Raw genomic sequence first — 12,599 nt, 5'->3', positions numbered from 1 at the left:
TAGTGAACAACTCACTATTGTTCTTTATTCAGTTCATGATCTTCGATAAAATTGTATAATTCATAAATGACATGATTGACAGCAGTGATGTAAATCTGAGCCGGATTGCAATCAATGCAATGCACCTTTTTTTGTAAATATATGCCATTAAAACATATTGCTATAAAAATATCTCCGACTTCGGCGTGATGATCATGTACAGCATCAGAGTCTGGGTAAGCCATTCCTGTTATCGCAATATATACATCTGCATCAACAAGTTTCTTGAGCCCTTCCAACATTTCATATGTGACTTGTGTTGATTCTGTCGTAAAATGTTCAATGCTATGTTCATTTACATGTAGTAATGATTTTTTAACAGAGGTAGCGTAACTTGTGATCCCGCCTAAAAAATAATCACCTGAGTCAACTTGCATACTTAATATGCTTCCTAAAAAACCACCGGTCATACTTTCTCCAACAAATACTTTAATATTATTGTCCTTAAAAAATTTACCGACAATATCTAACGTGGAGGTCTCTACATAATCCATCATAAATACATTTATTAAATTTGTAATTACTATCGATATATAAACACCTCTCCATCAGTAAATGTTCACCTACTCATCATAATTTAAAAAGTAAATGAACTCCTATACATTCATTTTAATGTATAGAGGTGGTTATAGCAAAGGGTATAAATACCCAATTTGTAAAATCAAAGAAAACAACTGTAATAATTAATTTCACAAACAACATCTCTTAAATCATCAGGAGTTGCATTCAAAAATTACTAATCCCCTGTTGCACAATATATAAATCAATATAACACCATATAGCAGGTATTAATACGGTCACTTGATAAAACCATATTTTCTCATCTTATATCAGCTTTTTTGGCTAGGAATTCGCTTGTAATATGTTGCAATTTACATCTATATCTTACAGCTACTCAAATTGCACATATTGTAAATAGACTATATCAAGTAATATATTTATGAAAACAGCTATTCCATCAGAGACGCAAAACAGACATTCAACAACTCAAAGCTTTACATTTACAATCGTTAAATTAAGGTCAATTTGCTTACAACATCGATCAAAGATATGCAGCAGTCCTGGTTTTATAAATAATATGAAAAATATTTAACCATAAAAAATCAAGACAATATCAGTTAGAAGAACCTATCATTTTTATTTTAATAGGCTTTTATAATAAAAAAATTAAAATCATGTATAAGAAAAGAACGATCATCGTTTCAAATAGATTACCTATACGCATCGAACGCAAGGACAATGAGCTCATATTTATCCCCAGTGAGGGAGGATTAGCCACAGGTCTAGGCTCAGTTTACAAAAGTGACGAAAACATATGGATTGGTTGGCCTGGTATTATTCCTTTAAATACTCAGGAAGAAGAAATTATTTCCAAAGGATTAGCAGAACACAACCTGATTCCTGTTTTCTTAACAGAGGAAGAATTAAAAGGATATTACGAAGGATTTTCTAATGAAGTCTTATGGCCAGTATTCCACTACAGACCTTCATATGCGGTGTACAGGACTCCCGATTGGGAAATGTATCAGAAGGTAAATGAAAAATTTTCTGATGTAGTTGATCAGCAAAACGTCCAAGAGAAAGATGAGGTATGGATCCATGATTATCAATTGATGCTCTTGCCGGAGTTAGTCAGAAAATCCTATCCAAGCATCGCAATTGGATACTTTCAACATATCCCCTTTCCTAACGATGAGGTTTTTAGAAGTATTCCTTGGCGCAACGAATTGTTAAATGGATTGTTAGGGGCTGATTTGATCGGATTCCACACGTTCAACGACACACAACATTTTCTCAATTCATGTGCACATATCTTAGGACTTAGTGTACAAAATAATTGTTTACATACCGGTGGTCGTAGTATTTTTACAGAAGTATATCCGATGGGTATAGATTTTGAAAAATTCTCCCAACTGGCTAATAGTGAACCTATACAGACACGTGCACAAGCGATAAAAGATTATTACAAAGACCAAAAAATAATCCTAAGTATAGATCGATTAGATTATAGTAAAGGGATTATTGAACGTTTGCTGGCTTTTGAAAACTTACTGGTCACCAACCCAGAACTGAAAGGTGAAGTTGTACTTTATATGATTGTCGTACCATCAAGAGATCATGTGGCACAATACAAACAATTGTTGGATGAAATCGACCGGACCGTTGGTCACATCAACGCTGTGTTTGGAAGTAACGAATGGACACCAATTGCTTATTTCTACAATTCTTTTCCATTAGAAGAATTGTCATCCTTGTATGTAGCTGCTGATATTTGTTTAATCACCTCATTGCGTGACGGCATGAATTTAGTGTGTAAAGAATATATAGCCAGCAAGGAAAATACAAATGGGGTCTTGATATTGAGTGAACTAGCAGGTGCAGCCAAAGAATTGACCCAAGCTATCCAGATCAATCCGAATGCCACCGACCAAGTGACAACGGCTATATACAATTCTTTGCATATGCCCGAAGCCGAGCAACGTATGCGGTTGAATGACAGCATCGAAATCGTTAAAAAATTCAATGTTCGCCATTGGGTGCGATTATTCTTTAACAGGCTTCGCGAAATCAAAATTTTTCAACAGAATGAAATGGCAAGGAGGATTAATACGCAAACCAAGGAAGCGATTCTTGATCAATATAATCGTGCCACAAGGAGATTGTTTTTCCTTGACTATGATGGTACTTTGATCGGTTTTCAAAATGATGCTGCTGCTGCTATACCAACCGAATCGTTATACGAAACACTTAATATGCTGCAGGAAAATGACGAGAGCCAAGTAGTCATTATCAGCGGTAGACCACATGAAACACTTGACAATTGGTTTGCTAATGAACAATATTATTTAGTTGCCGAACATGGCGCATGGAGTAATTATCCTACACATAAATGGCAAAGTGGAGCCATATTATCCACACGCTGGAAAATTCCGGTCAAGCATATCATGACCAAATTTGCTAATATAACAGCTGGTTGTGTGATTGAAGAAAAATCCTATTCTTTAGCGTGGCATTATCGTAAGGCACAGCCCGGCTTGGGTCATTTAAGGGCCTTGGAACTCGTGGAAAGCTTACGTTACCTTGTGCAACAACATGGTCTACAATTATTAATGGGCGATAAAGTAATTGAAGTAAAAAATAGTGAACTAAACAAAGGTAAAGCAGCTATGGATATTGTAAACAGCTATAATCCTGACTTTATCTTTGCTATCGGTGACGACGCTACTGACGAAGATATGTTTTTAGAGCTTCCAGCCGATGCGATCACCATCAAAGTAGGAAACAAAAAGTCAGCAGCACAGTTTTATGTCGACACGCAACAGGAAGCCGTTAAACTGATCGAATATTTTGCCTACAACAGAAAGAAACTAAAAGAGACTAACGCCACATCATCTGAAATCAAAATAAAAACTTATGACAAAAACAGCGAAGCATAAATACAATAGCGGGATCATTGGCAACTGTTCGTATATAGCTCACGTCAATAATACGGGAAATATAACTTGGTTATGCTGGCCGACATTTGAAGATTCATTTGTATTTGGCAGTTTGTTAGATCAAAAGGATGGTGGTGAATTTTCAATTCTGCCTACATCAGAAATCACCAATAAAGATCAGCAATACATTGAAAATACGAATATCTTATGCACCACTTTGACAACCGCCGAAGGAAGTTATAAGATAACAGATTTTGCACCGCGCTTTGAACAATATGAGCGATATTATAAACCTCTTATGCTGGTTCGTAAGGTCGAACCACTGGAAGGGAGGCCTAAAATTCGTGTGCGGTGCACACCTAAATATGCATATGGAAAAGAAGGGTTTAGTAAAAATAGAGGTAGTAATCATATTCAATTCGAGCAAGAAGATATCAAAATCCGCTTAGCAACAAATATGCCTGTCAGTCATTTTTTTGATGATATACCGCACGTACTCAGTAGTACGATTTATCTGGTTATGACCTTTGGAAGCCCATTTGAAGCACCTATAGAGCGTACTGCCGAAGACTTTTTAAGCAGAACAAAAGCCTATTGGCAACGGTGGGTTAAAAATGCCTCTATTCCCTCCTTCTGTCAAAAAGAGGTGATCCGATCTGCGCTGGTTTTGAAGCTCCATCAATATGAAGATACTGGAGCATTGATTGCCGCAAGTACTACTAGCCTACCCGAACATCCGGGTAGTGGTCGTAATTGGGATTATCGCTATTGTTGGCTCAGGGATAGTTATTATGTATTGACAGCATTGAGCCATATAGGACAATTTGAAGAAATGGAAAAATATGCTTCCTACATTGCCAATATCACCCAGACAGATCTCGGACGTCTGCAACCTTTATATGGGATCATGGGGCAGCATCTCTTGACAGAAAGTACCCTTGACCATCTGGAAGGATATTTGGGTAATAAACCGGTACGCTTAGGAAATCAGGCTTACGAGCATGTTCAAAATGATGTCTATGGTCAAGCTTTACTCGCGCTGCTTCCCATGTTTACCGATCACCGATTTAGCCATCAGAATACGGGACTGGCCAAGTCATGGACTAATTATATCTTAAATAAGATCGAAAGTACCATCGACGAGTTTGATGCCGGCATATGGGAATTTAGAAATTTTGAAAATAGACATTGTTATTCCAATTTATTTCAGTGGGCTGGTGCAACAGCAGCGTTAAAAATTGCAGAGCAATACGGTTTTCAAGATATAAAAATAAAAGCGCAGCAATTACGGGAACGTGCTAGTGTACATATTGAAAGTTGTTACGATGAAGAACGTAAGGTATATACTACTGCAACTAAAAACTCAAATTTAGATGCTTCTACTTTACAATTAATCATGATGAACTATCTTGATCCATCAAGTGAAAAAGCAAAACATCATTTGGAAGCACTAGAAAAAGAACTGAAGGGTGAAAATGGATTATTTTATCGCTACTTGCATAAGGATGATTTTGGAAAACCCAAGTCAACATTTCTGGTGTGTGCCTTTTGGTATGTAGAGGCATTAGCTTGTGTAGGTCGTCTGGATGAAGCACAAAAAGTATTCAAGCAATTGATCAAGTATGGTAATCATCTCAACTTATTTAGTGAGGATGTCGATGAACAGGATGGTAGTCAATGGGGTAATTTTCCGCAAGCATACAGTCATGTGGGACTAGTCAATGCTGCCAATCGCATCGCAGTCAAGTTAGATCACCCTGCATTTTTATAAAACTATACCCTACGCTGATCAAGACGCGTAGGGTATTGCTATACATGGATCATCTATATGGCATTGACTGCAGTTAGCTATACTTAAAAATAGATATAAACATTAGTATCATATGAATTGTTATTTAAATAAAAAATATGAAAAATATCATTCCAACACAAAAAGAAGGAAATCAATTGGACTGTTTTGAATCGGTTGAGTTTTCAAATACTCACATTGCTAATCAAGCATTTATAAAAGCAGCATACAATTTATTATCCATCAATGATTGGCATAAGATTGCTGAAGTGCCAGCAGCTGTTTTTCAATTGGTCGATTCTGATGGATCGTCATTGGAGAGACCTTTACAATTACATGATTATATTCGAATTGATATTCCGGGACCGGGTTTACCTCGCACAAAAGGCTATGATTGGGTAAATGTCGTCAATTTAGAATCAAAAAACATGAATGAGTATAAAATACTATCCATCAGTCTAAAACCTTGCCCTGATCCAACTCAACCAGATAATAAAGACACTGCTCATTTCTTTGAAGGTATAGCAACTTCCACTTTAATTCTTGAGCAACGAAACAATAGTCTATTATTCCAATATGCAGGCCGAAACGAAATACCCAATACAGACAACCATCAGGTAATTGATAATGTCAGAAATTTTATTGTGGGTCTAGGAGCGGTTTTAGGAGCATCTTATCCGCAATGGAAAGCATTAATAAAAGGTTTTGCTAATCAGGTGAGAAATTTAGATCAATAGGTTGAAAATACTTATTGATCTTCATGTTTTGTGTACGTTGTGGATGTATATTTATCTTTGAGACCTTGCATTTGCCTAAATTTTATGAAATATATGTGGTACAAGATCCCTTTCATAGACGGCGGAGCTATAGCCTACCCTTTATTTTGTCATTTCTTTTCGATGATTTTATCAATTATAAATTCAGTAAACTAGCAAACGATAGTTAAAGATATTTATTGACATCAAGTATCTATTCACTTCATTCAATAAAATCATTAACAAGATCATTATAACCGATTATTGAAATATTATGAAGCACCTATTTAAATAATTGAGTAAAGAAAGATCGAGATGTTTCAATACCCACAAAAAGAACACTATCTTCAACTCTGGTCGGATATATTTTTATAAAATTACCTTGATCAGAGCAGCCTTTGCCGGTATTCAGATTAAACCGATGTCGATGATAGGAGCATACAAGGTCCTCTCCTTCGCACCATCCTGTTACAAATGAGGCTCCCGCATGTGGGCATTTTCTTGAAAAAGCTCTCCATCCAGAACCGTCATGTACAATACAGATGCGATGATTGCCTGCCTTGACCTCATAAATTTGATTGATTTGATAAGAAGTCGTCTTATCTACCTGATACCACTGCAACATAATTAAAGATACATAGAAAGTTTCGACTTATTTTTTATCTTTGCGTAAATTCAAAAAACTAGCATATTTTATGGCTTTACAATGCGGTATCGTTGGATTACCTAACGTAGGTAAATCAACACTATTTAACTGTTTGTCTAACGCTAAAGCACAAGCGGCAAACTTTCCTTTTTGTACTATTGAACCAAATGTTGGGGTGATCACTGTTCCTGATACCCGTCTTAATAAATTAGCTGAATTAGTTAATCCTCAAAAAATTGTTCCAAACACAATTGAGATTGTTGATATCGCTGGTTTAGTTAAGGGCGCTTCTAAAGGTGAGGGTCTTGGTAATCAATTTTTAGGCAATATCCGTACAACAAATGCAATTATCCACGTTTTACGTTGCTTCGATGATGGCAATGTCATACACGTAGATGGATCTGTAGATCCGATCCGTGATAAAGAGATCATCGACACAGAGTTACAATTGAAAGATTTGGACACGGTGGTAAAACGTATTCAAAAAGTGGAAAAAATGGCTAAAACAGGTGGTGACAAAGATGCTAAACGCACTTATGAAATCTTATCTGTTGTAAAAGATCATTTAGAAGCTGGTAAATCTGCTCGTACTGCACCAATCGAAAAGGATGATTTTGATTTTATTCAAGAATTAGCCTTATTAACAGCTAAACCTGTATTGTACGTTTGTAATGTCGATGAAGCTTCTGTTAATACTGGAAATGCTTATGTTGACCGTGTAAAAGAGGAAGTGAAAGATGAAAATGCACAAGTATTGATTATTTCAGCTCAAATTGAATCGGAAATCGCACAATTAGAAAGCTTTGAAGAGCGTCAAATGTTTTTAGATGACTTAGGATTGAAAGAATCTGGAGTGTCGAAATTAATTGTAGCTGCTTATTCACTTCTAGACTTGGCCACTTATTTTACTGCAGGTGTACAAGAAGTTCGCGCATGGACGATTGAAAAGGGATTTACAGCACCTCAAGCAGCAGGTGTAATCCACACTGACTTTGAAAAAGGATTTATCCGTGCAGAGGTTATTAAATATAATGATTTCATTGAATTAGGTTCTGAAGCAGCTTGTAAAGAAGCTGGTAAATTATCTGTCGAAGGGAAAACATATATTGTTGAAGATGGTGACATTATGCATTTCAGATTCAACGTCTAAGAAAGGTAATAATTCAAAATAAAAGGGCTGAACAGATGTATGTTCAGCCCTTTTATTTTTAGTCATATACTAATACGCCAGACACATTCCAACTGCTGAAACTTGTCCCCTCGCTTTCCCCTTGAGGTATTTGTACTCTTACGGTATGTTTACCCGCCTTTAAATCACCTATATCAATGAATATAGGGTAAGTTACTGTTCCAGGACACCAATTTGAACGGCTTAAATCTGATGAAGACAGTCCATTCGAAAAATTTCCCGAAGCAGGATTGCTTAAACGGTAAGAACCGCAGTCATTGCGCCATGGTGTATAACTGAAAAGTGCAGTCCCATTCAAAAATAAGCTGTTTGTTTTTGGAACAAATTCATCACCATTGCCCCAGCCACCATGACCAGTTGTCACATAGCGTAATTGAACATTTGAGGCATCTTCTTTCAATTCAAAAGTCACCTCTAATCCCTTTTCTTTGTCGAACATCGTTCCGTACTCTTGACCGCCCATTTCCATTACATTGGTTGTATTAAAAATCGGAAGTAGTTTTTTTAACCCTTGTTTATTATCAAACCCAGGATGTACGGTTAACTCTACGCTCACTTCGTGTCCATTTTTGTCATAGTTGCCGATGAAAGTTCCAACGTAAACTTCTTGATCGCTAATCGCACTTGCGAGTTCAGTAATATCCTGTCTATACACTACAGAATCTTGCCAAGTTTTGCCTTTCAACTTCAAATAATTAAATTGACTTACCCCAAATGGAGTAAAAAAGCGCATGAGTTCTAAGATGGGTGTATAATTTGCAGTTCGGACTACACCTTGGTATTTTTTACCATTACCATTATCATATAAAGGAAGCGTATTCATCCCCTGCTGCATTCCGTCCAAAAAAGAAAGTTGATGATCTTGAGGAATGATAAAAACAGAGCCTGTGCGATCGTAAGCATCTCCTTTTGATTTTTCGATCAATTGGATAAATACGTTCTGTCCAGCTGCAATCTTTGGAATTTTTACTTTTTTAACAATGACAGTACCTTGCGCAAATCTTAAGATACTATCAGATTTACTATCATCAGAAAAACTTATTTTTTCATTTTTAAAAATAGGTATCTGTATAAATCTACTTTTCCATAGCAAATCCTTATAGGTCAGATCGTCCACATAGGTTAGATTGGCCGGTAACGATAAAGCCTGTGGCCAAGTTTTTAGATGCTCAATTTTACTTGCTGTAACCGCAGAATTACCATTGCGAACCACTTCAAGAACAAAACCTAAGTTTTGACCTAAGTCCGAAGGACCACCTTTTATTTTTAATTCTGTTGTATACCAAATATCAATACTATTTGAATTTACAGTCGTTCTTGCTCGATAACAGGTATAACCTAATATTTTTTTACTTTCTGTGGTGATTTCCAGCTTTTGCTTATTGATCGCAGATGAATCAATAGTCGCAATCTGTTGTTGAGCTGTAATTTGCGTTAATTTATAATAGGCATTGGAAGGTCGCTTGACAACAAAAACTTCATAAGGAGTTTTTGCTTCTCCATTTACAATTTTCCGACTTGTGATCACCGTTTGTTCGGCATTTGCATAAACTAAAGTTGGATCTTGACTTTCTAAGATCTTATTATTACTTGATCTTTGATATTCAACTAAAATTCCTTTCTGAGCCATTAGTGATTGCGACAAAAAAAGCGATAGCAATAGATATAATATTCGCATAGTATGGGATAAATGATTAAGACTCAAAAATAGAAAAATGATTCATAATATGGATAAAAATAAGAAAAGCCTGAGAGAATCGAGCGATTTCCCAGGCTTTAAAGTACCTCTTGAAAGAGGTAATCAACCTAAACCTAAGTCAAAGGTAAAATTTATTTATTATTCTTACAAAACAATTCTTCCATCAAAATTTAAAAACATTTAAAATAGCAGCGCTCAACACCTATTATTTATTTTAAAACAATAAATAATTATACTTAAATGAAGTCCAATTTTCAACATTTTAACCATGTAAACCTACAATAATACCCTAATATGTAAAGTGTATGCTCAACACTAAAGCAGATGATTAATAGAATATGCCGATAAGGTAAATAAAATTAAAAATTTATAATAATGATATTTTTTAAACTTTGAACAATAAATTATATATTAATACAATAAAAAAAGGTTTTCAAACGGGGAGAATGAAAACCTTTATAACCAATTATAAACCTAAATTATGATACATCAAAGATAGTGTATAAATAACACTATTGCAACTATTTAAATGTTCTTTTTTTATGAATATAAATTTTGTAGTTGAAAATCTACAATTTAGAATGATTCTAATCATTTTTATATCCTTATTTTATCTATATCTTTGTATAAAATAGAAAAACGCATGTTTACAGGAATAATTGAAACCTTAGGAAAGGTGAAAAATATAGTAAAGGAAGATACCAATATCCATTTATTTATTGAGAGTTCTCTTTCAAATGAATTGAAGATAGACCAGAGTGTATCCCACAATGGAATCTGTTTGACTGTGGTAGGCATTGAAAATAATATCCACCAAGTTACTGCTATCGATGAAACACTTCAGAAAACAAATTTAAATGATTTAAAAATTGATGATGAGATGAATATCGAACGATGTACCCAGGCTAATGGTCGTTTTGACGGGCATATTGTCCAAGGGCACGTTGATCAAGTGGCCACTTGTATAGGAAAACAAGATTTGGATGGAAGTTTTTTATTCACATTTCAATATGACTCGAGCCTACAAAACATAACAGTTGAAAAAGGTTCTATAACTGTAAATGGAATAAGCTTAACAGTGGTTAATTCAAAAATTGATCAGTTTTCTGTAGCTATTATTCCCTATACTATTGAACATACTAATTTAAAGCATGTGGAAGTAGGTACTCAAGTAAATTTGGAATTTGATATTATTGGCAAATATGTTTCAAAAATAATGGCTTTGAGAAATTAATCTCAAAGCCATTAATATTATTCTAGGTAATGTCCCTGCCTCATCAGTAGTGCTCTATATTTATTAAACACACTGGACTTGGACACAAAGCCAAGATAATTTCCGTCCTTATCAATGACTGGTAAAATCCAGACATCATCTTTTTTCATCTTAAGCATGACCGATTCCATATCTTCTTCATGTATTTTAACAAGATCGGTTGGTATTTCAGCTAATTTATGAAAAGGTTGATCGATACCTTCCTCCTCACCTAGTAAAATAGAAAATAAGCGTTCACTATATAGGATTCCCAATAGTTTTCCTTTCTCAGTAACAATAGGAAAAATATTGCGTTTGCTATGGATGATATCCGATTGTCTCATCTTAGGCGTTTCATCAGGTCGCAAAATTACAAAATTGGTCTCCAGTACATATCGGACTTTCATCATACTCAATACGGATCGATCTTTATCTTCATACGAGAGCAGATCACCGGAGTCTGCTAATACCTTGGTATAGATAGAATATTTCTGAATAGATCTGTTTATTAAATAAGAAATGGAAGTAACCAGCATGAGCGGAACCATTAAACCATAACCGCCTGTAATTTCCGCAATAAGGAAAACTCCTGTTAATGGTGCATGCATAATCCCGCTTAATGCTCCTGCCATACCCACTACTACAAAATTAGGAACATTTAATTCGGTCACTCCCGTGAGGTTGACACCATATGCAAACGCAAAGCCCAGTAAACCTCCCATGACCAGACTTGGTCCAAAAACTCCACCATTACCACCCCCGTTTAGTGTAAATAAGGCTGCAAAAGATTTTGCAAATAACGTTAATACCGAGTAGGCTAATATAACAAGACCGATATCCTGATAATCTGAAAACAAACTGTTTTTCACAATTGCATTAAATTGACCATTCAAAATTTGTTGAATAGCAATATAACCTTCCCCATAAAGAGCTGGAAAGATAAAGATCATTAGACCCAATGATATTCCACTGACCCAAACCTTATTATATGGATTTTGAATATGAGCAAACCAATTCTTTACGACAGTACTTATTTTAGCAAAATAAACAGAATATCCACCAACTAAAAGGGCCAACAATAAGTAGAAAAATAAGGCTGAGACCTCCCACTCTGTACTAAAGGTATGAAATAAAGGTTCACTATATAAAGATTGTGAAATAACGGAGGCCATAGCCGCAGAGATCAATAAAGGAATAAGCACCGGAATAGAAAATTCAGGTAATAAAATCTCGATTGCAAATACCATCCCTGCCAACGGACTATCGAAAGCACCGGCTATACCCGCTGCTGCACCACATGCCAGCAGCATCGTTACCTCTTTGTACTGTAACCCAAAAAAACGCCCTGTGTTTGATCCGATTGCTGACCCACTCATTGCAATTGGAGCTTCTAAACCACAAGATCCTCCAAAGCCTACAGTCATGGCAGAGGTAACAATCTGTGAATAAATATTATGTGCAGGGATATTACTCGACTTTCTAGAAATCGCGTATATGATAGGAGTTATACCATGCTCTAAATTCTTTGATTTTAAAACCTTACGCACATATAATACACTCAATAATATACCGAGTAAGGGGAAAAATAAATAAAATGAATATTTATAGTGCCAATCAACATCATCTTGCAAGGTTGATGCGATGAAATGTGTTAAAGCCTTTAAAACGGAGGCCGCAATCCCTCCAAATATTCCGACTACAAAAGCAAGGATAATGATGAAATTACGATTTGAAATCTTATGCATACGCCAGTTATTGAGCGCATTTAATTTCATGTTTAGCCGACTTCTTAA

At 35.6% G+C, this 12,599-nt stretch carries 9 protein-coding genes; 5 read left to right on the top strand and 4 right to left on the bottom strand.

The annotated features are described in order from the left end of the window. Positions 1-14: 14 nt before the first annotated feature. Complete coding sequence (locus AC06G9_RS09825) at positions 15-536, bottom strand: CinA family protein (RefSeq protein WP_052627555.1); 522 nt, start codon at positions 534-536, stop codon at positions 15-17. 678 nt (positions 537-1,214) lie between these two features. On the opposite strand from AC06G9_RS09825, the gene AC06G9_RS09820 reads away from it, so the two are divergent. The 3 genes from AC06G9_RS09820 to AC06G9_RS09810 all read left to right on the top strand — a co-directional run bounded on the left by AC06G9_RS09820 (position 1,215) and on the right by AC06G9_RS09810 (position 6,002). Beyond that, positions 1,215-3,476, top strand: a complete 2,262-nt coding sequence (locus tag AC06G9_RS09820; RefSeq protein WP_480958035.1) for a bifunctional alpha,alpha-trehalose-phosphate synthase (UDP-forming)/trehalose-phosphatase — start codon at positions 1,215-1,217, stop codon at positions 3,474-3,476. Continuing rightward, positions 3,454-5,247, top strand: coding sequence for a glycoside hydrolase family 15 protein (locus AC06G9_RS09815; protein WP_480958034.1), 1,794 nt, complete (start codon positions 3,454-3,456; stop codon positions 5,245-5,247). The genes AC06G9_RS09820 and AC06G9_RS09815 overlap by 23 nt, the downstream gene beginning before the upstream one ends. A gap of 137 nt (positions 5,248-5,384) precedes the next feature. After that, positions 5,385-6,002, top strand: coding sequence for a hypothetical protein (locus AC06G9_RS09810; protein ID WP_052627554.1), 618 nt, complete (start codon positions 5,385-5,387; stop codon positions 6,000-6,002). A 301-nt stretch (positions 6,003-6,303) separates the two neighbouring features. Here AC06G9_RS09810 and AC06G9_RS09805 read toward each other — a convergent pair whose 3' ends face one another. Further along, positions 6,304-6,645, bottom strand: a complete 342-nt coding sequence (locus tag AC06G9_RS09805) for a Rieske (2Fe-2S) protein (protein ID WP_293924976.1) — start codon at positions 6,643-6,645, stop codon at positions 6,304-6,306. A 70-nt stretch (positions 6,646-6,715) separates the two neighbouring features. On the opposite strand from AC06G9_RS09805, the gene ychF reads away from it, so the two are divergent. Further along, entirely contained in the window at positions 6,716-7,816 is a 1,101-nt protein-coding gene (gene ychF / locus AC06G9_RS09800) for a redox-regulated ATPase YchF (RefSeq protein WP_045753537.1), read from the top strand. 58 nt (positions 7,817-7,874) lie between these two features. Here the strand turns inward: ychF and AC06G9_RS09795 are convergent, their stop codons facing one another. After that, a complete protein-coding gene (locus AC06G9_RS09795; RefSeq protein WP_480958033.1) occupies positions 7,875-9,485 on the bottom strand; it encodes a GLPGLI family protein in 1,611 nt (536 codons plus the stop codon). Positions 9,486-10,197: 712 nt separating this feature from the next. Here AC06G9_RS09795 and AC06G9_RS09790 point away from each other — a divergent pair. Next, positions 10,198-10,788, top strand: coding sequence for a riboflavin synthase (locus AC06G9_RS09790; protein ID WP_045752221.1), 591 nt, complete (start codon positions 10,198-10,200; stop codon positions 10,786-10,788). A gap of 17 nt (positions 10,789-10,805) precedes the next feature. On the opposite strand, the gene AC06G9_RS09785 is transcribed toward AC06G9_RS09790, so the two are convergent. Next, entirely contained in the window at positions 10,806-12,581 is a 1,776-nt protein-coding gene (locus AC06G9_RS09785; protein ID WP_094772956.1) for a chloride channel protein, read from the bottom strand. Positions 12,582-12,599: the final 18 nt, after the last annotated feature.

Source organism: Sphingobacterium sp. MAE (assembly GCF_056711605.1).
This window is presented reverse-complemented; position numbering and strand designations above follow the sequence as displayed.

What these genes read in the sequence shown, in the direction of transcription:
- AC06G9_RS09815 (WP_480958034.1), top strand. Translation starts at nt 3,454, where the DNA reads ATGACAAAAACAGCGAAGCATAAATACAATAGCGGGATCATTGGCAAC.
- AC06G9_RS09805 (WP_293924976.1), bottom strand. Translation starts at nt 6,645, where the DNA reads ATGTTGCAGTGGTATCAGGTAGATAAGACGACTTCTTATCAAATCAAT.
- AC06G9_RS09795 (WP_480958033.1), bottom strand. Translation starts at nt 9,485, where the DNA reads ATGGCTCAGAAAGGAATTTTAGTTGAATATCAAAGATCAAGTAATAAT.
- ychF (WP_045753537.1), top strand. Translation starts at nt 6,716, where the DNA reads ATGGCTTTACAATGCGGTATCGTTGGATTACCTAACGTAGGTAAATCA.
- AC06G9_RS09820 (WP_480958035.1), top strand. Translation starts at nt 1,215, where the DNA reads ATGTATAAGAAAAGAACGATCATCGTTTCAAATAGATTACCTATACGC.
- AC06G9_RS09825 (WP_052627555.1), bottom strand. Translation starts at nt 536, where the DNA reads ATGATGGATTATGTAGAGACCTCCACGTTAGATATTGTCGGTAAATTT.
- AC06G9_RS09785 (WP_094772956.1), bottom strand. Translation starts at nt 12,581, where the DNA reads ATGAAATTAAATGCGCTCAATAACTGGCGTATGCATAAGATTTCAAAT.
- AC06G9_RS09790 (WP_045752221.1), top strand. Translation starts at nt 10,198, where the DNA reads ATGTTTACAGGAATAATTGAAACCTTAGGAAAGGTGAAAAATATAGTA.
- AC06G9_RS09810 (WP_052627554.1), top strand. Translation starts at nt 5,385, where the DNA reads ATGAAAAATATCATTCCAACACAAAAAGAAGGAAATCAATTGGACTGT.